The organism is Raoultibacter timonensis, assembly GCF_900240215.1.
Lineage (GTDB): Bacteria > Actinomycetota > Coriobacteriia > Coriobacteriales > Eggerthellaceae > Raoultibacter > Raoultibacter timonensis.
Genome location: NZ_LT964679.1, coordinates 953,924 through 979,202, shown reverse-complemented (window position 1 = coordinate 979,202; position 25,279 = coordinate 953,924). Strand labels below are relative to the sequence as shown.

The following is a 25,279-nucleotide window of genomic DNA, read 5'->3' as shown; positions in this document are numbered from 1 at the left end:
TCGAATTACCCCTTGGAAAGGAGCGAGAACATGAGCATTATAGTATGGATCGTGATCGGCGGGCTCGCGGGCTGGATCGGGAATATGATCATGAAAACCGATGGCGGGCTGCTTAAGAATGTCGTGACGGGCATCATCGGGGCCTTGGTGGGCGGGTTCGTCATGAGCTTCTTCGGAGCGAGCGGCTTTACCGGGTTCAACCTATGGTCGTTCGTCGTGGCCCTGATAGGCTCCATCATCCTGATCGCCATCATCAACCTCTTGACCGGCACTCGCGCTCACCACGCGTAGTCGATGCAGAGCAGGAAGCGCTTGGGAATCCGGGCGTTTAACCTTGGTTGCGCGAAAAGAAAACGGCCCCATCGGGGCCGTTTTTTCGTACTATATTCGAGCAGTTTAGATGGTGTGAACCTGGGTCGCTTGGTTCTTGCCGTTAGAACCCTTGGCGATGACGAACTCGACCTGGTCGTGCTCTTCGAGGTTCTTGAACCCGTCGCCTTGGATTTCGCTGAAATGCACGAAAAGGTCCTCGCCGCCCTCTTGAGAGATGAAGCCGTAACCTTTTTCAGAGCTGAACCACTTGACTGTACCTGTAGACATGAAAACCTAACTTCCTACCCCGCAGGGCAAATGCTGGTAACGCTTGCAACCATGTTGAACGCGTTGCCGATGATAAGCGACTCTGTGCCGCATATTCGAGTCTAGGGGGCTACGGGGCGCATTCCGACGGTAGGGCGATAATTGTGCCGTTCGCACATCATATCAACACGCTTCGAGCTGTTTCGGGCGAAGAAACCTCGCCGCAAGCGCTTTTCGCATGCACGCATGTGCTATTCGCATACCTCGATCGTATCGCCTTTGGCCACGGTTCCACCGGTCAGCACTTTAGCGAACACTCCTTCACGCGGCATGATGCAATCGCCCATGCGATGGTAGATCGCGCAATGGCTGTGGCACTGCTTGCCGATCTGCGTGATCTCCATGCGAATGTCACCCGAAGCAAGCTGCGTACCTACGGGGAGCGCTTTCACGTCGATGCCTTCGACGATGAGGTTCTCGCCGAACGATCCGTCGACCACTTCAGCGCCGCGCGCCTTGAAATCCTCGATGCTCTCGTACGAGAGCAAGCTGACTTGCCGGTGCCACTTACCCGCATGGGCGTCGCCGACGATGCCGAAATCGGGCTCGATAACCGCCGATCCGACCTCCTCCTTCTGCACGCCCTTCGCATCGCTTACGCATACGGCTTTGATAGTCCCCATGTCCGATCCTTTCTCGTCTGAAATAATCGCGGTTCGGAATAATGTTGGTAATCCTAGCATATTGCTAGGTATATGAAAAGCGGTCGCAGGCTGCGGAATGGGAATCTCGGGGAGCGCGAGAGGGCGGGAGGGCTTTGCGCCGTCCACCATCCTTATCCTACCGATCGTATCGTACGATTTGCCCCAACGTCCCGCTGACCGAATAAAAACCCCACGTCTGAAGCGTCGAGCGGGCGACGAGTTCCATCTTTGCTAGAGTTTACGCGGCGGCTCGTGCCGCCATTATTGTAAGAATGGCACTTTATTCGAAGGGGGAAGCCACGTGGGTATGCTTGGATTTCTAATCCTTTTCCCGCTGGTTGTTGCGGCGGTTCTTCTCGTCGTGAGAAACAACCAAGCGAGAAAAGTGATTGTCAGCGTTTCGGCCCTTGTCATCGGCCTCGCATCCGTGCTGCTAGCGGGAACCTATCTCGGAGCCGGGGGAGTGTACTTCGAGTACGCATCGCCGGTGATCGACTACGTATGTACGGGCATCAGCATCCTGATAGCCGTCGTCATACTCGCTTACGGCATCAAGTACAGGAATGTGCTCGCCTCGGTGCTTGCAATCATCCAGGTTGTCGGCACGCTCGTTCTCGAATTCGGGTTCGCGCACCATGTGAGCGTTCAATACGGGCTCTATCTCGACTCCCTCTCGCTTTTGATGGCGCTCGTCATCGGCATTATCGGCTCGGGGATCTGCGTGTACGCAATCGGCTACATGGAAGATTTCCAAGCCCATCACGCCGACGAACCCGATCGCAGGCCGACGTTCTTCGCGCTTATGTTCCTGTTCCTCGCCGCCATGTTCGGCATCGTGTTCTCGAACAACATGATGTGGCTGTTCGCAGCCTGGGAGATCACGACGGTCTGCTCGTTTTTGCTCATCGGGTACACGAAGACCGACGAGGCGATCAAGAACGCTTTCCGCCAAATCATCATGAACATCCTCGGCGGCCTCGGATTTTTGGGTGCCCTGTACTTCATGGTCATCGGCCTCGGTACGCTCTCCTTCGTCGATTTCATCGTGTTCGGCATTCAGAACCCCGCCATCGTCGTGCTGCCGGTAACCTGCCTCGCGTTCGCGGGCATCACGAAGGCCGCACAGATGCCGTTTCATACCTGGCTCTTAGGCGCCATGGTGGCCCCGACCCCCACGAGCGCGCTCTTGCATTCGTCGACGATGGTGAAGGCGGGCGTCTTCCTGCTCGTCAAGCTCGCTCCCATCTTCTACGCGGGAACGGCATCGTTCTCGGGCAACTTCATGACCGTCATGCCGAGCCTCATGGTCGTGCTCGTCGGCGGCATCACGTTCGCCCTGTGCTCGTTCATGGCCATCTCGCAGAGCAACGCCAAGCGCGTGCTCGCGNGGCCCCGACCCCCACGAGCGCGCTCTTGCATTCGTCGACGATGGTGAAGGCGGGCGTCTTCCTGCTCGTCAAGCTCGCTCCCATCTTCTACGCGGGAACGGCATCGTTCTCGGGCAACTTCATGACCGTCATGCCGAGCCTCATGGTCGTGCTCGTCGGCGGCATCACGTTCGCCCTGTGCTCGTTCATGGCCATCTCGCAGAGCAACGCCAAGCGCGTGCTCGCGTACTCGACGATCGCCAACCTCGGCCTCATCGTCGCGTGCGCCGGCGTCGGCACGCCTGAGGCCATCTGGGCGGCCACGTTCCTCGTCCTGTTCCACGCCATCGCGAAATCGCTTCTGTTCCTCTGCGTCGGCACCGCCGAGCACCACATCGGCAGCCGCGACATCGAGGACATGGACCTCATGTTCGAGCGCATGCCGCGCCTGGCCCGCTTCATGATGCTCGGCATCATGTGCATGTTCATCGCCCCGTTCGGCATGCTGATCGCCAAATGGGCGACGCTCGTCTCGTTCGTGGAAACGGGCAACATCGCCCTCATCATCCTGCTCGCGTTCGGCTCTGCTGCAACGTTCATGTTCTGGGGCAAATGGCTCGGCAAGCTCTCGGGCATCGCCGCCGAACCCGAGAACGACGAAGTGACCGTCCACCGCTCCGAGTGGGTCTCCATCTCGCTCATGGCCGTGCTCGTAATCGCCTGCTGCATCGCGATCCCCGCAATCTCGTGGGCTATCGTCGAGCCGTACGTGTACAGCGTCTACGGCACCGTTGCCGCAGGCATAGCGTCGGACAACCTGTGGATAGCAAGCGTCGCGGTCGTATTCATCGTGATCGTCCTGTTCGCGGGTCTCGGCAAAAGCAAGGCCCGCAAGGTCGACGTGTACCTCTCGGGCGTAAGCATCGACAACAACGAGCGTACGTTCCAGAACTCCCTTTCGCAGGAGACGAAGGCGACGTCGCGCAACATGTATCTGGATTCTATTTTCGGCGAGAAGCTCATCGCACCCGTCGGTACGATCATGTGCACTATCGTGATCGTCGCGTCGTTTGCTATTGCGGCTGTCGGCTTGCCGGGTCTGATGTAGAAGGAGGCTGACATGAACATCATCGCTATCATCATCGCAACCATTGCCTTCGCCATCATCGCTCCCGTGCTGGGTTGCCTGCTCGCAGGCGTCGACCGCATCATATCCGCCCGTATGCAGGGCAGGGTGGGGCCCCCGCTGCTCCAGCCCTACTACGATGTGCGCAAGCTGCTCGGAAAAGAGAACGTGAGCGTCAACTCATCCGAAGGCGTCTACATCACCTGCGCGCTCGTATTCACGATCCTTGCGGGCGGCATCTTCTTCAGCGGAGGGAACCTGCTGATGAGCGTATTCGTCATCACGCTCTCGGCCCTGTTCTTCATCGTGGCAGCGTACTCCACGCGTTCGCCCTACGCCGAGATCGGCGCCGGTCGAGAAACGCTGCAGGTCATGGCCTACGAACCGATGGTGCTGTTCATGGCCGTAGGGTTCTTCATGGCCGCCGGCACTTTCGACGTTGCGGGCGTATTCGCGCTCGACGCGCCCATCATCACGAACATTTGGCTCGTGTTCTTGGGCTTTCTGTTCATTCTGACGATCAAGCTGCGCAAATCGCCGTTCGACCTGTCGTACTCGCATCATGCCCACCAAGAGCTCGTCAAGGGCATCACGACCGAGATGAGCGGCCCGACTCTCGCCAAGGTCGAGATCATGCACTGGTGCGAGAACATCCTGTTCCTCGGATGGACGGGCATGTTCTTCATATGGGGCAACCCGGTTTCGTTTGCAATCGCCCTCGTGGCGATCATCCTCATCTACTTCTTGGAGATCTGGATCGACAACAATTTCGCCCGCGTCAAGTGGCAGGCCATGCTCAAATCGGCATGGGTCGTGGCGCTCGTCGCCGGCGGCATCAACATAGCCGTCCTCGCGTATCTGTAAAGGGGGTATGCATATGTCTTACGCAACAAAATCGCCGTGGGTCATCCACTACGACGGGTCGAGCTGCAACGGCTGCGACATCGAAGTGCTCGCGGCGCTGTGCCCCGGCTACGATGTGGAACGCTTCGGCATCATCAACACGGGCAATCCCAAGCACGCCGACATATTCCTCGTGACCGGCAGCGTCAACGAGCAGAACATCAAGGTGGTCCAGGAGATCTACAACCAGATGGTCGAGCCGAAGGTGGTCATCGCCTGCGGGATCTGCGCCTGTTCGGCCGGCATCTTCCACGATTGCTACAACGTGATCGGAGGCGTCGATCAGGCAATACCCGTCGACGTGTACGCGCCGGGATGCGCGGTGAGGCCCGAAGCCATCATCGACGCCGTCGTCCAGGGTCTCGGGATCCTCGACGAGAAGGCGAAGGCCCTCGAGGCAAACAAGAAAGGAGCGTGAGCGCGTTGAGCTTGCAAACGGAGTTTCTTCCCCTCGAGCTGGCAAACGTGAAGCAGTGCGCAGCCGACATGAAGGATCGCGGTTACCGCTACGTGCAGATGCTCGCCGTCAACACCGACGACGGACTCGATCTGCAGTACGCCTACATGCAGGGTGCCGACCTGAAGATATACACGATCAAAGGCGTGAAGAAGGGCACGAAGGTGCCTTCGGTTACCGATATTTTCCTCGAGGCGTTCGTATTCGAAAACGAGGCGCACGATCTGTTCGGAGCCGAGATCGAAGGGATCGCCATCGACTTCGGCGGCAAGTTCTACCACGTCGCCCAGTCCGAGCCCATGACGGTTATTTCCCCCGCCCAGAAGGCGGCGCGCGAAAAGGCCGAAAAGCTCGCCGCTGCGAAAGCCGCAAAAGAGAAGGGCGCAGGCACCGCCGACGACATGGAGGCGAAGCTCGCGGGTATGGATCCCGAGAAGGCTGTGAAGGTTCGCGCGGCCATGGAGGCGAAGGCGAAGAAGCAAGCTGCCGAAGCCGAGGCTGCCAAAGCCGACAAGATCGCCAACCTCGATCCTGAGAAAGCCGCAAAGCTCAAGGCGGCCATGGAGGCGAAGGCGGCCCGCGAGGCGGCCAAGAAGGAACAGGCCGACAGTGCGGCGAAACCTGCCGCAACCGACCAGAAAGAAGGTGAGTAGCATGGGAAAGGCAACCGTCATCCCGTTCGGGCCGCAGCACCCGGTACTGCCCGAACCCCTCCACCTCGACCTGGTTGTCGAAGACGAGAAAGTCATCGAGGCCATTCCCCAGATCGGATTCATTCACCGCGGGCTCGAGAAGCTCGTCGAGACGCGCGACTACAACCAGTTCATCTACGTGGCAGAGCGCATTTGCGGCATCTGCGCGTTCGGACACTCAATGGGCTACGCCGAAACGGTCGAGCGACTCATGGGCGTCGAGATACCGAAGCGTGCCGAATACCTGCGCGTTATCTGGCACGAGCTCTCGCGTATCCATTCGCATATCCTGTGGATGGGCCTCGCTGCCGACGCGTTCGGTTTCGAGAGCCTGTTCATGCACTGCTGGCGCCTCCGCGAGCGCGTGCTCGACGTGTTCGAGGCGACGACGGGCGGCCGTGTGATCTTCTCCGTCGTCAAGGTCGGCGGCGTGGTGCGCGACATGGACGCAACGCAGCTCGAGAACATGAAGTCGACGCTCGAGGGCATCAAAGACGAATACCGTCAGATATGCAATGCGTTTCTCAAGGACAGCTCGGTCAAGAACCGCACCGTGGGCGTCGGCTACATCAGCGAGCAGGACGCCGTCAACCTGAGCATGGTCGGTCCGTTCGCCCGCGCATCCAACGTGAACAACGACGTGCGCTGCCTCGGCAACGGCGGCTACGGCGATCTTTCCGATTTCAAGCCCATCCTCGACGCCCAAGGCGATTGCTACGCGCGCGTCAAGGTTCGTGCGCTCGAGGTGCTGCAGTCGATCGACATCATCGAAGAGATGATCTCCAAGATCCCTGCCGGCGATATCGAGGTGGCGGTCAAGGGTTCGCCCGCTGCCGGTGCGGAAGCGGCCAACGTCGTGGAGCAGCCGCGCGGCGAGTGCTACTACTACGCACGCGGCAATGGAACGAAGTACCTTGAGCGCATGCGCATGAGGACGCCCACCTCCCAAAACCTTGCAGGCATGACAACCGCTCTCGCAGGATGCGATCTGGCCGATGTGAATATGATCGTGCTGACGATCGACCCCTGCATCAGCTGCACGGAAAGGTAAGGGCCATGGGAAGCTTCAAACTGGGTAAAATGACGCTCGGATCGATTTTCAAGAAGCCGGAGACGATCCAGTACCCGGCGCAAACAAGGTTCGCGCCCGAAGGCCTCAAAGGCCACGTCGTCAACGATATCGACGCATGCATCCTCTGCGGCATCTGCATGAAGCGGTGCCCGACCGGGGCGATCACCGTTGACAAACCGGCGGGAACCTGGGCGATCGACCGGTTCAGATGCGTGCAATGCGGAAGCTGCGTACGGGAGTGCCCGAAGGCGTGCCTGCACATGGACCCGGCTTACACGCCCCCCGCAACCAAGAAGTCGGTCGACGTCGTTTCCAAAGAAACGGCAACAGATGGTAAAATTGCTGCGAAGGAAGCCGAGTAATCTCGGAAACCTGATAGAATGGGTGCCTGTGAGCTTTGGCTGCACGAGCATCCGATGGTTTCATCGGGACGAAAACCTTATCCGTCATCTAACAGGGCTCGTGTAATGCGGGCCCTGTTTTCGTTATGCGAGAAAGAAGAGGAATGTCGAAGGCTACCGATCAGCGGGATGAGAGCGCTACGGCCGAGGAAGAACCGGTCTCGAACAGAATACTCACCGTACCGAACGTCATCTCCGCCATCCGCCTGTGCATGATACCCGTGTTCCTCGTGCTTCTTACCGAGGGCTACGATGTGCTTGCGACGTTCATTTTCGCGCTTGCGGCGGGCACCGACTGGATCGACGGGCAGATCGCTCGCCGCACCCACACGGTCTCGAAGCTCGGACAGCTTCTCGATCCGGCCGTCGATCGGCTGCTTATGATATCGGGGGTTCTCGGATTGCTCATGGTGGGCAGGCTGCCGCTTTGGATCATCGCCGTCGTGCTTGTGCGCGACGGTTTGCTGCTCGTTGGGGGAGCGTTCCTCCTGAGCAGGTACCGCATCAGGGTTCCCGTCATATATGCTGGGAAAGTCGCTACGACGTTTCTGTTCGTCGGATTTGCGGGCTTGCTGCTCAACTGGCCGCTCATCGGCGGATTCGGAATCGCGGATGCCGCATGGCTCCCCGGATTCAACGCGGATCCCGTATCGTGGGGCATCTGGTTCGTGTACGCGGGTCTGCTTCTTGCGCTCATCACGACGGTTTACTATGTCATCGCCGCCTGCAAGGAACTGAAGGCAGCGCAAAACCGGGAAGCCGCTTAACCTCGGTGGCCGATAGCCGTCGCACATATTCCGAAAAGCCCGAACGCAAGAAGCCGAGCGTCAGGAAAGCGCCCCCTGCGCGCTCGTCTCGTGCGCCGTACGGGAAAAACGCTGCGCCGACGGGCGTTCCCTTGCAGCAGAGCACCGCGAACCGGACTCGAGACAAAGCGCGAGGAAGCAAACCCGCCGCCCAAAACCCCTTGGGACAAACCACGCTCTGGACGAAAGAGCCGGCCCGGGGATCAAGCAACGGCGCAGCGCATGCGTTCGTACGTGCCGTCGCGGGCGCATGCGCTGCTGCATTCATGGCGATAGGGCGGCTCTTCGGATACGCCGCCCATGCGATAGCGAAAAGCAAAATCGCCGTCGCCGCAGTAGCGCTCATGGTCGTCATCGCGGGCATATGGGCTGTAGACCTCGGCTTGAACTCGGGAAAGATTTACCCGGGAGTAAGCATAGGGTACCTGGATCTTGGCGGGAAGACGCCCGAAGAGGCGCGTTCGATGGTGTCCGAAGCCTACGCTGCCCAGCTCGAAGGCAAAGAGGTGCTGATCTTCGCGAACGAAGAGGCGAGTAGGGATGTGGAGGCCGCACTCGAGAAGACGCAGAACAACGCCCTGGCAGAACAGCAGTCGGTCGACGAGGCGAAAGCCAACAAGGTGCTCTGGACGGCCGACGTCGATTCCCTTTCGGCGGTACTCGACGTCGATGCGCTCGCCGATAGGGCCTTGGCCGTCGGCCGCGACGAGGGGGGACTTCCCGCACGCGTGAGCGCGCTTCTCTTCGGATACGATATCGAGCCGCAGGTCGGATTCGATGCCGCCGCCCTCGAATCGCTCGCCGCAGAAATCGATGCGGCGATAGGGGATCCGCGCGTGAACTTCGATATCGCGGTAGCCGACGGCGTTGCGCAGGTAACCGACGGACACGACGGCGACATGGTCGACCGCGCATGGTTCGAATCGAAGCTCAACGAAGCGTTTCTCTCCAACGAGGGCGCTCGCGCGATCTTCGTTGCAGAAACCGAATACGCTCCCATCCAGATTACCCGCGACGAGGCGCAGCGCGTCTGCGACCTCGTAAACGGGTCCATCGCTTCGGGTGCCGTGTTCACGTTCGGCGACACGACGTGGAACGCATCGGCGACCGATATCGGCAACTGGGTCAAAACGCGCATCGAGGGCGAAGGCGATTCCTTCGAACTCGTGCCGTTCCTTGATCAGGATGTTGCAAAAGGCATCCTGATCAACCATCTCAAGGCGACGTTCGAGGGCGATGCCATCAAGGTCACCTTCGAAGTTTCGAACGGCGAGCGCATCGTCCACACCGAAACGGACGAAACCATTCCCGTCGCGGGAGATGCGGTGAAAAAGCTCGAATCGGCTCTATTCGCCGCGCAGGACTCCGAGTCTTCCGACGCTACGGCGCCGACGATACCGGTCGACTCGAAACGCGTTCCCGACACGATGACGTTCGACGAAGCGCTCGAAAACGGCGTGATCAGCTCGATCGCCTCGTTCACCACCGAGTACACCGTCGAGCCGACCTCCCGCCAGCACAACATACACCTCGGCGCCGACCTGCTCAACAACTCGATCATCGAGGCCGGGGGAGGAAGATGGTCGTTCAACGACATCTCGGGCGACTACAACGAAGAGGCGGGATTCCAGGGCGCAGGCGCCATCCTCGACGGCGAATTCGTCGATGCGATCGGCGGCGGCATCTGCCAGGTTGCGACGACCGTGTTCAACGCGGTGTACGAATCGGGCTTCCCGGTGATCACGCGCCACAACCACTCGCTCTACATCGCGAGCTATCCCGTCGGACGCGACGCCGCAGTCGCCTACCCCGATCTTAATTTGGTATGGGAGAACGACAGCGCATCCGATGTGCTGCTTGCGATGACCTACACCGACACGACCGTAACCGCCACGCTGTACGGCGTCAATCCCGAGTATCAGGTAAGCACGCAGGTGGGCGAGTGGCAGGCGGGCGAAAAGTACAAGACCAAGACGACGGTCGATGAAAACCTCGCTCCGGGCACCAGTTATGTGAAAACCGTCGGGTCGGACGGCAGAAAAATCTCGATCGTGCGTACGGTGAAGGACAAAAATGGCACAATACTCCATGAGGATCTTTTCTCCTCGACGTACGACCCCTTAAACGAAGTGAAGGTCGAGGGGCCTCCGGCCAAAGAAACGGACGCCTCAGGCCAAAACGAGGATGACACGCAGAAGAGCGAATAGAACGAAAGAAGGTAGCTTCAGTGTATTTCCAGCCAGATATCGAAACCATGCCGGCAGAACAGCTCCGGCAGCTCCAACTCGAGCGGATGCAATGGTCGGTTCAGCACGCCTACGACAACGTCGAGTTCTATCGCTCGTCGTTTAAAGAGGCGGGCGTCGAACCGGGCGACCTCAAATCTCTGGACGATCTGGCTTCCTTCCCGTTCGTCGTCAAGCAGGACATGCGCGACGCCTATCCGTTCGGCCTGTTCGCCGTACCCCAGAAGGACGTGGCCCGCATCCATGCCTCGTCGGGTACGACGGGACAGGCGACGGTTGTCGGCCATACGGCAAGCGACCTGAAGAACTGGGGCGACTGCTTTGCGCGCGGCATCTACATGGTCGGCGGAAGCGCCGAATCGACCATCCAGGTATCCTACGGATACGGCCTGTTCACCGGGGGCTTGGGCGCCCACGCAGGCGGCGAGGCCGTGGGGTGCTCGGTTATCCCCACCTCGTCGGGCAACACGAAGCGCCAGATTCAGATGATGAAGGATCTCGGCACCGATATCTTAGCCTGTACGCCCTCCTACGCGCTCCTCATTGCCGATACGGCGATAGAGATGGGCTTTGATCCCGCGAAGGATTTCAAGGTTTCGGGCGTTATCCTCGGCGCCGAACCCGCATCCGAGAGCATGCGCCAGGATATCCGCGAGAAGCTCGGCGTGCAGTATTGCGACGTGTACGGCCTGTCCGAAGTGATGGGACCGGGCGTGGCGATGGAATGCGCCGCCGCCAACGGCCTCCACGTGGCCGAAGACCAGTTCTTCGCCGAGATAGTCGACCCCGATACGCTCAAACCGCTGCCCGACGGCGAGTGGGGCGAGCTCGTGTTCACCACGCTCACCCGCGAGTGCTGCCCGCTCGTGCGTTACCGCACGCGCGACGTCACGCGCATCATCGCCGAAGAATGCAGCTGCGGACGCACCCATCGCAAGATCGACCGCATCGTGGGCCGCACCGACGACATGCTCATCATACGCGGCGTCAACGTGTTCCCGTCGCAGATCGAGCAGGTTATCGTCGGATTCCCGGAGATCGCAGCGCAGTACCAGATCATCCTCACGAACAAGGGACCGCTCGACCGCGTCGAGCTGCAGGTCGAGACCGTTCCCGACTACCCGTTCGACGAGATCCGCAAGCTCGAGGAGCTGAAAGCCCGCCTCGCAGGCGAGCTCAAGAGCAACCTGCAGATCGCCGTGGACATCAAGATAGTCGAGCCGAAGACGATCGAGCGCAGCGAGGGCAAGGCAAAACGCATTGTAGACCTGAGAGAAGGGACGCAAGCATGATTTCGCAACTGACGGTATTTCTCGAGAACGAAAAGGGCCGCCTGGCGAGCGCATGCCGCGCTATCGCCGACTCGGGTATCAACATGAGCGCCCTGTTTTTAGCCGATACTGCCGATTTCGGCGTAGCTCGCATCTTCTGCGATACGCCCGAGGCGGCGGTCGAGGCGCTCAGGGATGCGGGCTATCGCGCCACGCTCACGCCCGTGCTCGGCGTTCGCGTGCCGAACAGGCCGGGAGGATTGGCGGATCTGCTCGAGTTCTTCAACGAGCACGACGTCAACATCGAGTACGGCTATTGTTTTTCCGTTAACCAAGAGTACGCCATTGACGTGCTCAAGGTGAGCGACCATAGTATTGAAGACGCATTGGAAGACGCGGGCTTCACGCCTGTTGCACCGGAGGAAATCTATCACGTTGATTAAGCCACTCGTAAAACAGAGGGCACTATCCTGGTACGCGAGCTTCACGGCTTGCGTACTTGTATTGGCTCTCGGCTTCGGGTTCGCTGCTCCGGCAGCGTATGCCGACGTTCGCAAGGCAGATGTCATCTACGGCGTTTCGGTCGATTCGCGAGGCCTATCGGTTGCGCAATGTCCGAGCATCGACGCGGAGTACGCCCTCGTCATGGATTCGGAAGGAACGGTCTATTTCGAGCGAAACGCCGCCGATTCGACCCAAATAGCATCGATCACCAAGATCATGACCGCCCTCGTTGCGCTCGAGAGCGCCCCGCTCGACACCGTTGTCACGACGAGTGCACGGGCGGCGACGGTGGGCGAGTCGAGCGCTTCGCTTGCCGAGGGCGACACCATGACGCTCGAGATAGCGCTCAATGCGCTGCTGCTCTCGTCGGGCAACGATGCGGCCATTGCCATCGCGGAAAGCGTCGGTCGCGTTATCGCAGGCGACGCCGCATTAAGCGACGAGGACGCCTACGACGTATTCGTGGAGCGCATGAACACCCGCGCTGCCGAGCTCGGCTGCACCGATACGGTGTTCGAGAACCCGCACGGCCTCGACGACGGCATCTGGCAGGGTTCTCATCACAGCTGCGCAGCCGACGTGGGAATCATGGCGCAAGCGGTCATGAAGAACGATACGTTCCGCTCCATCGTTGCGACCCCCTCGACGACCATCGATGTTACGCGGGCCGACGGAAGCCTGGCGAGCCTGTACCTCGAGAGCACCGACGAGATGCTCAAAAACGGATTCGACGGTGCATGCGGCATCAAGACGGGGTTCACCGCCCTTGCGGGATGGTCGTTTGCAGGCGCCGCAAACCGCGAGGGCGTCGAAATGTACGCCATCGTCATCCACTCCACGTCCGAAGCGCAGCGTTTCACCGATGCGCAGACGCTCCTCGACTGGGTATACGAGCATACTGGGGATTATCGGCTTGTGAACACCTCGCAAACCACGGCATCGGACGTTAACGGAAGTTTCGCCGACGTTCCGGTTGTCGCCGAGGTCGCCCATACCGAATGGATAGACCGTACGGTCAAGGCGACCGTTGCCGACCCCGATCAGGTCATCGACATATTCGACCTGAACGGCAACATAAGCCAGTCGGTCGAATACGACGAGCTTACGGGCAACGTGCATGCGGGCGACAAGATCGGAACGCTCACGTTCAAGCAGCGTAACTCCGTGATGGCTACGGTCGATCTGATCGCCGCCGAAGACGTGAATGCGCCCGATCTGTTCGAGGGCATCGGCGTTTGGTGGGATCGCCTGTTCAGGGGTTTCTCGGGACAGTCCACGGTTGCAGAGAGCGTTCTGTACAATGAGACGCCGCTTGTCGTTGACAAGACCAGCGCGTGAGCCGAGCGGCTTGCGCGTGAAACGATACGAATGAGGTAAAGGTATGAGCGAGAATTGCCCGATTTGCAATAATCCGCTGCCCGACGGCGCGGCTGCATGCCCCAACTGCGGCTTTAAGCTGTTGGGTTCGACGCAGAGCTTCAAGCCGCTGGATCTTCGCGGCGAAGACGTTGCGGCTGCGGTTTCCGAAGCCCCCGCGAATGCGATCCTGCGCGTAGTGAGGGGCCCGCAGATCGAGACGGTGTTCAAGCTCGGCGCAGAAGAGCTCTCCGTGGGGAGAAGCCCCCGCTGCGACATCTTCCTCAACGACATGACGGTATCGCGCGAGCATGCGCTGATCGCCCCCGAAAACGGGAAGTACCTCATTTCCGATTCGAATTCGTACAACGGTGTCTGGATCAACAACAAGAGCGTCGATTCGGCGATTCTGCACGATGGGGACATTATCCAAATCGGAGTCTTCTGCCTGCTGTACCAGGAGAGCCCCGAAGCGTAAGTGAAAGCGAAAGACGAGAGAGCCGCTCGAAGACAGCAGTGAAGGCGGCGAAAGACGGAAGGTTGCTCAGATGGAATTGCTCTCCGGCAACGAGGCGATAGCCCAAGGGGCGTGGGAGGCGGGCGTCCGCATCGGCGTCGCATATCCCGGTACGCCCTCAACCGAAACCATGGAATCCTTCGCCGAGAAGGAAGGCGTGTACGCCGAATGGTGCCCGAACGAAAAAGTGGCGCTCGAGGTCGGCATCGGCGCCTCTGCCGCAGGTGCACGCGTACTGGCGACCATGAAGCACGTCGGCGTGAACGTCGCCGCCGATCCGCTGTTCACCGCCGCCTACACGGGCGTCGGCGGGGGACTCGTCATTCTTGCTGCCGACGACCCGGGCATGCACTCGTCGCAAAACGAGCAGGATTCCCGTTTCTATGCGCTTGCGGCGCGCATGCCGATGCTCGAACCTTCCGATTCGGCCGAAGCGCTTGCGTTCACGCGCGAAGCGTACGATTTGTCAGAGCGCTTCGACGTGCCGTTCCTTATCCGATCGACGGTGCGCATTTCGCACACCAAGACGCCGGTCGAGATCGGCCCCCGACTCGAGCACGATTTGAAGCCCTACGAAAAAGATGCGGCCAAGTGGGTCATGATGCCCGCGTTTGCGAAACCGCGCCGCAAGGTGCAGGACGCGCGTACGGCTGAACTCAGGGAGTGGGTCGAGAAATGCCCGTACAACGTCGTGGAGCGCAAGGGCGCGGAGATCGGCATCGTATGCGCGGGCGCGACCTACCAGCACGTAGCCGAGGCATTGCCTGAGGCGAGCGTGTTCAAACTCGGCGTGACCTGGCCGCTTCCCGCACGCGCCCTCGAAGCTTTTGCAGAATCGGTCGATCGCCTCTATGTGGTGGAGGAAGCATCCGACTACCTTTCGAACCAGATCAGATCCCTTGGCATCGAGCTCTCGGCCGCTCCCGGCAAAGAGCTTCCGCCCGACGGCGAGCTCACGCCGAGCATGATCCGCCTTGCGTTCGGCATGCAGGAGGCCGAACATATTCCCACGCAGGGCGATGTGCCCGGCAGGCCGCCGGCGCTGTGCGCGGGCTGCCCCCACCGACTCGTGTTCAAAGAGCTTTCGCGCCTGCGCGCGATCGTGACGGGCGACATCGGCTGCTACACGCTCGGGGCGCTGCCCCCGCTTTCGGCCATGGACACCTGCGTCGATATGGGTGCATCGATTTCGATGGCGCACGGGTTCGAGCTGGCGCTTGCCGAGACCAAGCATCGCCCGGTCGTCGCCGTCATCGGCGATTCGACGTTCGGCCATTCCGGGTTGAGTTCGCTGCTCAACACGGTGTACAACCAGGGCGCGGGAACGGTCTGCATCCTCGACAACCGTACGACCGCCATGACGGGCCAGCAGGGAAACCCCTTCAACGGCATTACGCTGCAAAAGCGTCCGACACGGGAGCTCGATCTCGAGGGCATCCTCGCCGCACTCGGCATCGAAGACGTATCGACGGTCGATCCGCACGATATGACGGCGGTTCGCTCGACGCTCAAGAGGGCAACCGATTCCGAGAACCTCTCGGTCATCGTGTTCAGAGCACCGTGCGTGCTCATCGACCGAACCCGCAAACCGGCGTTCACCGTCACGCAGGACTGCCGCGCATGCGGCGTCTGCCCGACGCTCGGATGCCCCGCCATCGCGAAAGACCCCGACACGGGGATGGCCGCAATCGACGATGTCATGTGCATCGGATGCGGCCAGTGCGCCCAGTACTGCGGGTTTTCGGCCATCGTACCCACGGCCGATCGGACGAAAGGGGGCGCCGATGCCCGTTAACGCAACGAACACCACCACCGTGCTTCTGTGCGGCGTCGGCGGGCAGGGAACGATCCTCGCCGCCGATCTTTTGGCGAAGACCGCGATCGCCGCGGGATGCACGGTCAAGTTGTCCGAAATCCACGGCATGTCGCAGCGCGGTGGCGCCGTAACGACGATCGTGCGGTTCGGAGACGACGTTTCCTCTATGGTGACCGATCCCGGAAGCGCCGATTACATCATCGCGTTCGAAACGACCGAGGCGCTGCGCAACGCCCCCTATCTCAAACAGGGCGGCATGCTCCTCGTCAACGACGAATCGATCAAGCCGCTTCCCGTGCTCACGGGATCGGCATCCATGCCCGAGCGTGCGCGCGAGAGGCTTTGCGAGCTCGGTGCCGTGCTCGTCCCCGCCGGCGCGATCGCAAAGACGGCCGGCAACGCCAAATCGACGAACGTCGTACTGCTCGGCGCTTTGGCTTCGGGCATGGATTTCGATCTGGCGCTCTGGAAAGACCAGATCGCCAAGCGCGTGCCCGCGCACACGATCGATGCCAACCTGGCAGCGTTTCGTGCGGGGGCCGAGGCCGCGCAAGGAGTGAAGGCATGAGCGTATCGCAGATCAGCGTCTTCCTCGAAAGCCAGCCCGGACATCTCAAGCGCGTACTCGAGATGTTCGAGAAGGAATGCATCAGCGTGCGCGGCTACAGCGCATCCGACACAGGAGATTACGGCATCGTGCGATTCATCGTCGACGACCCCGATCGGGCGCTTGCCGCGCTCGAGGCGGCGGGCGCGGCTGCCACGAAATCGAAAGTGCTCTGTGCAAAGCTCACTGACAGGCCGGGCGAACTCGCCCGGCTCATCGGCGTCATGGCCGACTGCGAAATCAACGTCATCTACAGCTACTCGCTCATATCGACCTACATCGCCCTGAGCGTCAAGGATATCGCTTTGGCGGAGCGCCTGCTTGCTGACCAGCCCATAGAGCTCATCACGCAGGACGACCTGAGAAAGCCCGTCGGGGGTGTTGGTCCATGCTAGATTTCTCGACCATGCCCGTTTTCGATCGCGAGATCGAGACGGCACCGCGCGAGCGCATCCGCGAGATTCAGCTCGCCAAGCTCAAAGAGCAGGTTGCCTGGACCTACGATCGGGTTGCCTGGTACCGCGAGAAGCTCGACGAGCGCGGCGTGGCGCCCGCCGACATCAGGACGCTCGAAGACGTGCGCCTTCTGCCCTTCACCGACAAGTCGGTTCTGCGCGAGACGTTTCCCTACGGGCTGTTCGCCGTCCCGCTCGACGAGGTCATCGAGCTCCATTCTTCGTCGGGAACCACGGGCAAACCTATCGTGGTCGGCTACAACGTGCACGACATGGACGTATGGAGCGATTGCATCGCGCGCCTCGCCCAGATGGCAGGCGTCGTTCCGGGGGATCGGGCGCAGATGGCCTTCGGGTACGGGATGTTCACCGGCGGGTTCGGCCTTCATTACGGCCTGCAGAAACTCGGTTGCATGATGATCCCCGCCGGTTCGGGCAACACCGAACGCCACCTTGCCATGATAGAGGACTACGGCACCACGGTGCTCATCGCAACGCCGTCCTACGCCATGCACATGTGCGAGGTGGGGGAGAAGCTCGGGTTCGACTGGGAGGCGAGCACGTTGCGCGTCGGCCTGTTCGGGGGCGAGCCGTGCCCGCCGAAACTCAAACAGGAAATCGAATCGCGGATGCACATCGTCTGCACCGACAACTACGGCCTTACCGAAGTCATGGGACCGGGCGTTTCCGGAGAGTGCCTTGCTTCGCGCGACATGCAGCACATCGCCGAGGACCACTTCCTCTGGGAGGTAGTCGACCCCGAGACGGGCGATCCCGTTCCCGACGGCGTCGAAGGCGAGCTCGTGCTCACGCCGCTCGACAAGCAGGCGATACCCGTGCTTCGCTACCGCACGCACGATCTCACGCGCGTCGTAACCGAGCCGTGCGCATGCGGCCGGACGCATGCCCGCATGCAGAAAGTGCGGGTACGTTCGGACGATATGCTCATCATCCGCGGCACCAACGTGTTCCCGAGCCAGGTGGAGGACGTGCTTGCGGGCATCGAGGGCGTTACGACCCACTACCGCATCGTCGTCGAAACCGTCGGCGGCCTCGACAGCATGACCGTGCACGTGGAGCTCAAGGCCTCGGCGTTCAGCGATTCGTTCGAGGAGATGAGCGCCTTTACCAAGCGCATCGCGGAGAAGCTCAAAGCCGTGCTGCTCGTCGGCGTGAACGTGAAGCTCGTCGAACCGGGCGGCATCGAGCGCAGCCTCGGGAAGACCAAACACGTCGAGGACAGGCGGGCGAAGCTGTAAGGCCATGGTCGCGCACGATCTCGGGGGACAGGCTCATCTCCTGCGAGGGGGAGCGGGAACGGATTGCCGCACGGGCGCAAAAGCGCCGGTTGGCCGTTTTGCGCCGAGCCCCACCGGGCGCATGCATGCCGGCAACGTGTTCGCGGCGCTCATGGCGTGGCTCATCGCCAAGCGCGACGGGGGCTCGATCGTGCTGCGCATCGAGGATCTCGACGAGCAGCGTTCGAAGTCCGCATTCGCCAGCGCCATCATGAGGGATTTCGAGTATCTGGGGCTCGATTGGGACCGGGGTCCCTACTACCAGAGCGATCGGAAGAACGCCTACGAGGAAGCCTACCGCGATCTCGAATCGCGGGGGCTTCTGTACCCGTGCTTCTGCACGAGGGCCGACCTCCATGCAGCATCCGCCCCGCACCGCGGGGAGAAGGCCGTCTATCCGGGCACGTGCCGCTCTCTGACGGCCGACGAGCGCATCGCGCGAGCGAAGACGCGCGATCCCGCCATGCGCCTTACCGTGCCCGCCGAGGTTTACGGGCTGAACGATGCGATCCAGGGAACGTACCGGCAGAACCTTGCCGATGAATGCGGAGACTTTCTCGTGCGGCGCTCGGACGGGGCGTTCGCCTACCAACTCGCCGTCGTGCTCGACGATGCCGACCAGGGCGTGACCACGGTCGTACGCGGCTGCGATCTTCTGTGCTCGACGCCCCAGCAGCTCTACCTGCAAGACCTCTTCGGTTTCGAGCACCCCGCCTACGCCCATATCCCGCTTATCGCAGGGGAGCCGAACCGCCGCCTCTCGAAACGCGATCGCGACGCCGATATGGAAGCGCTACGCGCCCGCTTCAAAACGCCCGAAGCGCTGATCGGACACCTGGCGGGCATCACGGGGATCGCAGACACCTGCGACGCTATCGCACTCGACGAGCTCTTGCAGCGATTCTCTTTGGAGGCGCTTCGGGGCACGATACAGATTCAGTGGCGCTAGAACGCGCAAAGCTGCACGACGCCGCCCATGAGGATGGCTGCAGCATAGAAGGCCCCGAGGGCGATGTTGAGGTTCAAGCACTGCGGCATCGCCTGAAGACGCGTTGCGGGCGTAAGCGGGTTTTTCCAGAGGGCGCTCGCGGCAGGATAGAGGGCGATCAGCATGAACGGCGCCACGATAAGGCCGGCAGGGAAGAACACGGCAGAGAACACGACGATGCTCGCCATCCATACGACGATCGTACCGTGATAGGCGGCTCGCGCGCGTTCGCGGCCGAGCAGGACGGAAAGCGTCTTGCGATCGGCTGCGGTATCCTTCTCGATGTCGCAGGTGTTGTTCGTGAACATGATGAGCCCGATGCCGCATACGAGCGGCACGGACAAGAGCAGCACGGTCCAAGAGAAGCTTCCGGTGAGCGCTTGGTAGCATGCGAGCGGAATGAGCCCGCCCATCGTGATGCCGCTCACGAACTCGCCGACCGGCAAGTAGGATAGCGGGCTTTTGCCCGCCGAGTACAGCACGATGATCCCCGCCCCGACAAGCCCGATGGCAAGCGGAATCCATCCCGCGGCAACGATGACGTAAACGCCGAGGGCGAATGCGGCGGCGAGAAACCCGACGGCCAGCTTGAGCGCCGATTTCGGATTGACGTTGTTGTAGACGAGCACCGCATCGGTCGGATCGAGCTGGTTTTCGATATTGTCGGCTCCCTTGACGAAGTCGTAATAATCGTTGAGCGTGTTGACCGAAGCTTGCATGAGCACGCAGATGACGAGGAGCGAGAGGACCAGGGTCACCGAAAGGCTTCCGTGCCAGATGCCCGCGAGCGCCGTAGCGAACAGGACGGGCAGGATGGCTGCAGGCCACGTATGGGGAGCGGCGAGCTGCATGGCCATGATTGCCGTGAGCTTTGCGTACGCTGCGTCGTCAGCGCCGTTTTCTGGGGTTTGAGCGACTTGTTCCACCAATTATTCCGCCTCGTCTAGTTCTCGCGTCGATTACTCGAAGAGGTATTGTACCGCTCTTTTCTAAAAGGAAGCCAAGTTCGCGGCGAGGGGTGAAATCTCTTGAGCGTTTCGCGTTTGAGGATGCCGCCGAGCGAAGCGATGGTCGAGAGGATGAACGCGCGCGTCTCGGGGTCGAGCCGGCCGCCTCTTCCGACGAGTTTCTTCGTGTTGGCTAAAAGCTGGCTCTGGAATTCCGCCCAACTACCGGCATCCGTCGATACGAACAGGTCGTAGATGGTGTCGATGAATCGCTCTCGTTCGTCGGCGGTCTTGCTCCTCAGCCATTCGTCGAGCGCAGCGTCGAAGAACACGGCGCTTTTGTTGAGCGCATCTTGGCAGGCGAACCCCGTACCCTCGACCTCCCAGCTGAACGGATTGTGCTGAAAGACGGAAAGCGCCGATGACCGCACGACGCGGTAGCCGCTCCTCCGTTCGAGGATCATCCCGAATGCCGACGATTCGGGAACGGTCTTATGAAGCTTGGCGGCGAACGTCGGATCCTCGATGCGGGGAGAAGGATCTTCGAGAAACGACGGCCCGTCATGATTGTAAACGGCGACGATGCGCTCAAAGACGCCTTCGGGGCATACGAGCGATGCGTATTCGGCAAGGTTTCCGCCCTTCGAATGGCCGCCGATGATGAGGGGCCGCGATCCCGTCGCGGAGGCGACTCCCGACAGGTACGCCTCAGCCGATCTCTGAGAGGGGATCACGTGCCTGAAGCACAGGTTGAAATCCTCCTTCCAACCTGCGAAGCTGCCGTCGGTGCCGCGGTAGGCGAGATAGGCATCTCCCTGCCCGAGGAACAGCGTGACGGCGCTGAACTGCTTCTCGACCGCATTGGAGAATTCGTTCGCGTAGAACGCAACGGACATGGCCCGGTATCGTCTGCTCGCCATGAGAGCCTGCATGAAAGCCCCCGTTTCCTTGGAATCCTCGAGCCAGCTGCCGGCGCAAAGCGCGTCCCAATCGCTCAAGGCGACGATGTCGTGGAGCAGCGTCTCCTCGCCGCCCACGCGAACGGCTACGGGGGAGCGATCGAAGTCGAAGTAGCAGATAACCGAGCAAATAAGGCTATCGACCGCGTGAAACGGTAATTCCGAGAAAGTGCGCTGCTCTTCTTGCATATACGTTACGATATTACCCATACGACCATTGTATCCAATCAGGAGAGAACAAGCATATGCAGGCTAGAACCACTATACACGTACGCTATGGAGAAACCGACATGATGGGCATCGTCTACCATGCGAATTACCTCCTCTACTTCGAAGACGCCCGGACCGATTTCCTCAAGACCATCGGCTGCCCGTACTCGGATCTCGAGGAGGCGGGTTTTCTCTCGCCCGTCGTGAACGTCGATATATCGTACGGCGCTCCGCTTACCTACGGCGATACCGCCATCGTTCAAACGCGCGTTATCGAATCGCGGCCGACGAGGACCGTATACGCCTACGAAGTGTACAAACAGGGCCAAGAAATCGGCACCGACAAGCCGTGTTGCACCGCCACGACCACCCACTGCGTCGTCGATGCCAAGACGTTTCGCCCGCAGAGCATCAAGAAGGTAGCACCGAAGCTCTACGAGCGGTACCTCGAGGTCATGGAACCGCTTGAAGAGAAAGAGGCGTAGGGCGTGGCCTCGGTTCCGTACCGCATCCTCTTCGTCTGCCACGGCAATATCTGCCGTTCGCCCATGGCAGAATTCGTCATGAGGGACATCGTCGACAAGAACGGCGAAGGAGCCCTGTTCGACATCGCGTCGGCTGCTACGAGCGACGAGGAGATAGGCAATCCGGTTCATCCGGGAACCGCCGCCGCGCTCGCGAAGGCGGGCATCTCATGCGAGGGGAAATACGCGCGCAGACTCAGACGGGGCGATTACGCGGCTTGGGATCTGCTCGTAGGCATGGACGAAGCGAACGCACGAACCATGATTCGGCTGTTCGGAGGAGACCCCGCATGCAAGGTGAAGAAGCTCCTGGAATACGCGGGCAGCGACGGCGACATCGCCGACCCGTGGTACACCGGCGATTTCGATGCCACCTACGACGACGTGCTCGCCGGCTGCTGGGGCCTGTATCGGTTCTTGCGCCCGTAAACCGGCGCCGTGCACCCAATGCGCCGCATTGCGGACGGCTCTCGCATGCAGGATCCTCAGCGCTGCTGTTGGAACACCCGCTCGATACGGCGTTCGGGAACCACCCAGAGCACGAGCATGACCGCGTTGAGGATGAAGATGAGCTCGGGCCGTATGAGAACGCCGAGCAGGATGGCGATCACGTTCGTGCCGATCGACACCCATGATTTGTAGTACTTGTTGAAGAACACGGAGACGGTCTCATTGTCGTCGGTCGCCTTCTTCAGGTTGTAGGCGGTCGCGAAGAACATCACGTCGGCCATCATGATGGCGATGCCGAACGAGAGCTGCGGGGCCAGATCCGAGAAGAAATCGCCCATCCACGAGGTGACGAACGGGAATACGGAAAGGCTCAGGATGAAGAGGTTGTTCGCCCAAAGCACCTTTCCGTTGATGGTTTTGGCCGCTTGGAACATGTGATGGTGGTTGTTCCAGTAGATGGCGAGCATGAGGAAGCTCACCACGTAGATGACGAGGCGGTGCCACTCCTCGAACAGCGCGGCGAAGCTGCCTGCGGTCGGTTCGTGAAGCTCCAGGACGAGGATGGTCATGACGATGGCGATAACCGCGTCGGTGAACGCCTCGAGTCTCGATTTCGACATGCTGATGCCTTTCGTTCGCGTTACGGCACCAGTGTAGCTCAAGGTTTTTTGCCCGTAGCGTTCCGGGGATATTCCGATAACAGGCTGAGGTGAAACCGTTGCTCGGCTATCGCCGCTCGACAAGGTATCGAAATCGCGTATCATCGGTAACCCCAATCGGCAATTCGTTCCTTGATTCTCACGGCATTTCCCCTCAACTTCTGCTATCATAGCACGTTCCGCCCAATTTCTTTACACCCATCCGAAAATCTGCCGCCTCAAACATGCGGCAGGGCGGGCGGATGGCGCTAAGGAGAATTCCATGGACACGACGACCGGAGCCGACCCCGACCCGAAAACCCCCGATGTATTCGCTGAAGAAGAGGAGCATCTCGGCGCAACGCTCGAGAAACTCGCCCAGGCGATCGATCACGCCTCGGAGCTGTTCGAGCAAACCAACGACGCCTACCGTTCAACCAAATTCTACATGTCCGAGAACAGGGGAGAGATCGACCCTCAGGAGATGTACCAAAACGAGCTCTACCTCAAAGAGGTCGACCGCAACGCCGAGATCGCCCACCTTTCCCGAGAGCGCCTCGTGCAGCTCTACGATTCGCCGTACTTCGCCAACGTGACGTTTCGCGTAGACGGGGAAGACGATGCGAAGACCAGCTATATCGGCAGGTTCGCCTTCAGCCACGAGGGGAGCATCGAAATATCGGATTGGAGGAGCCCGGTCGCGGGGCTTTTCTACGATTTCGACAGGGGACGGGCGGAATACGCCGCGCCTTCGGGGCTCATGGCGGGTACGCTTACGGGCAAGCGGCAGATCAAGGTCGAAGACAGCGCGCTCGTCTACGCGGTCGAGGATGACTCGGGTATTCGCGACGAAGTGATGCAGCGGGAGCTCAGCCGCACATCGGACAAGAAGATGCGTTCGATCATTTCGTCGATCCAGCGCGAACAGAACCAGATCATCCGCGACGAAACCGGCGGCACCCTCGTCATCCAAGGCGTTGCAGGCTCGGGGAAAACCTCCATAGCGCTTCATCGCATCGCCTACCTGCTCTATCGGCGCAAAGGCACGCTCAGTTCGAATTCCGTCGCCATCCTGTCGCCGAACAAGGTGTTCGGCGACTACATCGCAAACGTCTTACCCGAGCTCGGCGAGGAGCCCGTACGCGAGATGGACGTACGCACCGTCGCCGAAACGATGCTCGGATCGAACCTGAGCATCGCGCCTCAGCGCTATCCGGTTGACGAAATCGACTCCGCATGGCTCAAGCGAGCCTCCTTCAAGGGAACCGTCGAGTTCGCCGAATCGATTGCGTCGTATGCGCAACGTTTTCGCGATGAGGCCCTTCGTGGAGCCGACCTCGGCTTCGGGTCGAACACGTTTTCGGGCTCGTGGCTGACCGAGCGATACCGCAGCTACGGCAGGCTCACGGTCAAAGAGCGCATCGATCTTCTGGCGTCGCAGATCGTCGCCGAGATGTCGTCGCGCTCGATCGGCAGGAGAGTCGAGGTTCCCAAGAAGAACGAGGTTCGCCAAAAACTCAACGCCATGCTCGCCGCCAAGGATGCTTTGAGCCTGTATCGCCTCTTCATGGCCGAAGCCGGGAGCAAGAGCCTGTTCACGATGCCGGCAAAGGGTACCGTGGAATGGGAGGATGCCTGCGCGATCGCGTACCTGCAATCGGCGTTCGGCGGCTTCGAGGAACTTGCCGAAGTAAAGCACCTGCTCATCGACGAGATGCAGGATCTGACTCCGATGCAGCACCTGCTCATCGCGCGCCTGTTTCCCTGCGAGAAGACGATTCTCGGCGATTTCAACCAGACGGTCGATCCGACGAACGCCATGACGCTCGAGGCGATGGCGGATATGTACGGGAAGCCCGAAGTGTTCCATCTTCGGAAAAGCTATCGGTCGACCCTTGAGATCAACGAGCTCGCTCAACGGGTGAAGCCCGTCGCGGATCCGGTTTTCATGGAACGGCACGGCGACGAGGTTCGTACCGAGCGGTGCGGAAACGCCCAAGGCGTGCTCGCAAAACTCACCGAGCTCATCGACGCGTTCGAGCAAAGCGAATTCAAGACGCTCGGAATCATCCATAAATCGGACAAGGTGGCGCGGGTGTACTACGAGTTGCTGGCGGGGTCGCATCGCGTTCACCTCCTATCCGACGAGAGCGCGACCTTCTCGGACGGCGTCTCGATCGCTTCCGTGAAGATGTCGAAGGGCCTTGAATTCGACGAGGTGATCGTCCTCGATGCCGACGATTCGCAGTACGGAAGCGATTACGAGCGCAGCTTGCTGTACGTAGCCGTCACGCGCGCTATGCACCGGCTCACGATCCTGTACCGCGATAAACCGACTCCGCTTCTCGGACTGTAACCGATATCGGAAAGAAACATCCCCGCTACG

27 protein-coding genes are annotated in these 25,279 nt (G+C 60.5%); 22 read left to right on the top strand and 5 right to left on the bottom strand.

The window, feature by feature from the left end; translation table 11 throughout:
* Positions 1 to 30 precede the first annotated feature (30 nt).
* Complete coding sequence (locus C1722_RS04285; protein ID WP_102378150.1) at positions 31 to 291, top strand: GlsB/YeaQ/YmgE family stress response membrane protein; 261 nt, start codon at positions 31 to 33, stop codon at positions 289 to 291.
* Between the two features lie 105 nt (positions 292 to 396).
* On the opposite strand, the gene C1722_RS04280 is transcribed toward C1722_RS04285, so the two are convergent.
* Together C1722_RS04280 and C1722_RS04275 are read right to left on the bottom strand one after the other, a co-directional pair.
* A complete protein-coding gene (locus tag C1722_RS04280; protein WP_102378149.1) occupies positions 397 to 600 on the bottom strand; it encodes a cold-shock protein in 204 nt (67 codons plus the stop codon).
* A gap of 230 nt (positions 601 to 830) precedes the next feature.
* Positions 831 to 1,262 (bottom strand): MOSC domain-containing protein, encoded by a 432-nt coding sequence (locus C1722_RS04275; RefSeq protein WP_102378148.1) that lies wholly within the window; start codon positions 1,260 to 1,262, stop codon positions 831 to 833.
* A gap of 328 nt (positions 1,263 to 1,590) precedes the next feature.
* Here C1722_RS04275 and C1722_RS04270 point away from each other — a divergent pair, with 328 nt between their 5' ends.
* The 18 genes from C1722_RS04270 to gluQRS all read left to right on the top strand — a co-directional run bounded on the left by C1722_RS04270 (position 1,591) and on the right by gluQRS (position 19,126).
* Positions 1,591 to 2,718 (top strand): proton-conducting transporter transmembrane domain-containing protein, encoded by a 1,128-nt coding sequence (locus C1722_RS04270; RefSeq protein ID WP_244902553.1) that lies wholly within the window; start codon positions 1,591 to 1,593, stop codon positions 2,716 to 2,718.
* Entirely contained in the window at positions 2,697 to 3,758 is a 1,062-nt protein-coding gene (locus C1722_RS04265; RefSeq protein ID WP_244902441.1) for a proton-conducting transporter transmembrane domain-containing protein, read from the top strand. Before C1722_RS04270 ends, C1722_RS04265 begins: the two co-directional genes overlap by 22 nt.
* 12 nt (positions 3,759 to 3,770) lie before the next feature.
* The gene (locus tag C1722_RS04260; RefSeq protein WP_102378145.1) at positions 3,771 to 4,640 is read left to right on the top strand and encodes a complex I subunit 1 family protein; all 870 of its coding nucleotides are present in this window, start codon (positions 3,771 to 3,773) and stop codon (positions 4,638 to 4,640) included.
* A gap of 13 nt (positions 4,641 to 4,653) precedes the next feature.
* On the top strand, positions 4,654 to 5,097 hold the full coding sequence (locus tag C1722_RS04255; RefSeq protein WP_102378144.1) for an NADH-quinone oxidoreductase subunit B family protein: 444 nt from the start codon (positions 4,654 to 4,656) through the stop codon (positions 5,095 to 5,097).
* A complete protein-coding gene (locus C1722_RS04250; protein WP_244902440.1) occupies positions 5,094 to 5,789 on the top strand; it encodes an NADH-quinone oxidoreductase subunit C in 696 nt (231 codons plus the stop codon). Before C1722_RS04255 ends, C1722_RS04250 begins: the two co-directional genes overlap by 4 nt.
* A 1-nt stretch (position 5,790) precedes the next feature.
* Positions 5,791 to 6,879 (top strand): hydrogenase large subunit, encoded by a 1,089-nt coding sequence (locus C1722_RS04245; protein WP_102378143.1) that lies wholly within the window; start codon positions 5,791 to 5,793, stop codon positions 6,877 to 6,879.
* Between the two features lie 5 nt (positions 6,880 to 6,884).
* On the top strand, positions 6,885 to 7,262 hold the full coding sequence (locus C1722_RS04240; protein WP_102378142.1) for a 4Fe-4S dicluster domain-containing protein: 378 nt from the start codon (positions 6,885 to 6,887) through the stop codon (positions 7,260 to 7,262).
* Between the two features lie 143 nt (positions 7,263 to 7,405).
* The gene (locus tag C1722_RS04235) at positions 7,406 to 8,068 is read left to right on the top strand and encodes a CDP-alcohol phosphatidyltransferase family protein (protein ID WP_102378141.1); all 663 of its coding nucleotides are present in this window, start codon (positions 7,406 to 7,408) and stop codon (positions 8,066 to 8,068) included.
* Between the two features lie 305 nt (positions 8,069 to 8,373).
* The gene (locus C1722_RS04230; protein ID WP_146040601.1) at positions 8,374 to 10,314 is read left to right on the top strand and encodes a VanW family protein; all 1,941 of its coding nucleotides are present in this window, start codon (positions 8,374 to 8,376) and stop codon (positions 10,312 to 10,314) included.
* A 20-nt stretch (positions 10,315 to 10,334) separates the two neighbouring features.
* Positions 10,335 to 11,645 carry a phenylacetate--CoA ligase family protein gene (locus C1722_RS04225; RefSeq protein WP_102378139.1) on the top strand — a complete coding sequence of 437 codons (1,311 nt, stop codon included), beginning with the start codon at positions 10,335 to 10,337 and terminating at the stop codon, positions 11,643 to 11,645.
* A complete protein-coding gene (locus C1722_RS04220; RefSeq protein WP_102378138.1) occupies positions 11,642 to 12,067 on the top strand; it encodes an ACT domain-containing protein in 426 nt (141 codons plus the stop codon). Before C1722_RS04225 ends, C1722_RS04220 begins: the two co-directional genes overlap by 4 nt.
* Positions 12,060 to 13,466, top strand: coding sequence for a D-alanyl-D-alanine carboxypeptidase family protein (locus C1722_RS04215; RefSeq protein WP_244902439.1), 1,407 nt, complete (start codon positions 12,060 to 12,062; stop codon positions 13,464 to 13,466). Before C1722_RS04220 ends, C1722_RS04215 begins: the two co-directional genes overlap by 8 nt.
* Positions 13,467 to 13,509: 43 nt before the next feature.
* Positions 13,510 to 13,962 (top strand): FHA domain-containing protein, encoded by a 453-nt coding sequence (locus tag C1722_RS04210; RefSeq protein ID WP_102378137.1) that lies wholly within the window; start codon positions 13,510 to 13,512, stop codon positions 13,960 to 13,962.
* 70 nt (positions 13,963 to 14,032) lie between these two features.
* Positions 14,033 to 15,796, top strand: coding sequence for a thiamine pyrophosphate-dependent enzyme (locus tag C1722_RS04205; protein WP_102378136.1), 1,764 nt, complete (start codon positions 14,033 to 14,035; stop codon positions 15,794 to 15,796).
* Positions 15,786 to 16,385, top strand: coding sequence for an indolepyruvate oxidoreductase subunit beta (locus C1722_RS04200; RefSeq protein WP_102378135.1), 600 nt, complete (start codon positions 15,786 to 15,788; stop codon positions 16,383 to 16,385). Before C1722_RS04205 ends, C1722_RS04200 begins: the two co-directional genes overlap by 11 nt.
* Entirely contained in the window at positions 16,382 to 16,819 is a 438-nt protein-coding gene (locus C1722_RS04195) for an amino acid-binding protein (protein WP_102378134.1), read from the top strand. The genes C1722_RS04200 and C1722_RS04195 overlap by 4 nt, the downstream gene beginning before the upstream one ends.
* Entirely contained in the window at positions 16,813 to 18,138 is a 1,326-nt protein-coding gene (locus C1722_RS04190) for a phenylacetate--CoA ligase family protein (protein WP_102378133.1), read from the top strand. Before C1722_RS04195 ends, C1722_RS04190 begins: the two co-directional genes overlap by 7 nt.
* 4 nt (positions 18,139 to 18,142) lie before the next feature.
* A complete protein-coding gene (gene gluQRS, locus C1722_RS04185; protein WP_102378132.1) occupies positions 18,143 to 19,126 on the top strand; it encodes a tRNA glutamyl-Q(34) synthetase GluQRS in 984 nt (327 codons plus the stop codon).
* Here the strand turns inward: gluQRS and C1722_RS04180 are convergent.
* Positions 19,123 to 20,022, bottom strand: coding sequence for a prenyltransferase (locus C1722_RS04180; protein WP_102379523.1), 900 nt, complete (start codon positions 20,020 to 20,022; stop codon positions 19,123 to 19,125). The two genes, gluQRS and C1722_RS04180, sit on opposite strands and share 4 nt — an antisense overlap.
* A gap of 86 nt (positions 20,023 to 20,108) precedes the next feature.
* Positions 20,109 to 21,281, bottom strand: coding sequence for an Mbeg1-like protein (locus tag C1722_RS04175; RefSeq protein ID WP_102378131.1), 1,173 nt, complete (start codon positions 21,279 to 21,281; stop codon positions 20,109 to 20,111).
* A gap of 35 nt (positions 21,282 to 21,316) precedes the next feature.
* On the opposite strand from C1722_RS04175, the gene C1722_RS04170 reads away from it, so the two are divergent.
* Complete coding sequence (locus tag C1722_RS04170; RefSeq protein WP_102378130.1) at positions 21,317 to 21,766, top strand: acyl-CoA thioesterase; 450 nt, start codon at positions 21,317 to 21,319, stop codon at positions 21,764 to 21,766.
* 3 nt (positions 21,767 to 21,769) lie between these two features.
* Positions 21,770 to 22,234, top strand: coding sequence for a low molecular weight protein-tyrosine-phosphatase (locus tag C1722_RS04165; RefSeq protein ID WP_244385694.1), 465 nt, complete (start codon positions 21,770 to 21,772; stop codon positions 22,232 to 22,234).
* 56 nt (positions 22,235 to 22,290) lie between these two features.
* Here the strand turns inward: C1722_RS04165 and C1722_RS04160 are convergent, their stop codons facing one another.
* Positions 22,291 to 22,875 (bottom strand): TMEM175 family protein, encoded by a 585-nt coding sequence (locus C1722_RS04160; RefSeq protein WP_102379521.1) that lies wholly within the window; start codon positions 22,873 to 22,875, stop codon positions 22,291 to 22,293.
* A gap of 301 nt (positions 22,876 to 23,176) precedes the next feature.
* Between C1722_RS04160 and C1722_RS04155 the strand changes: the two genes are divergently transcribed.
* A complete protein-coding gene (locus tag C1722_RS04155) occupies positions 23,177 to 25,249 on the top strand; it encodes a HelD family protein (protein ID WP_102378129.1) in 2,073 nt (690 codons plus the stop codon).
* Positions 25,250 to 25,279: the final 30 nt, after the last annotated feature.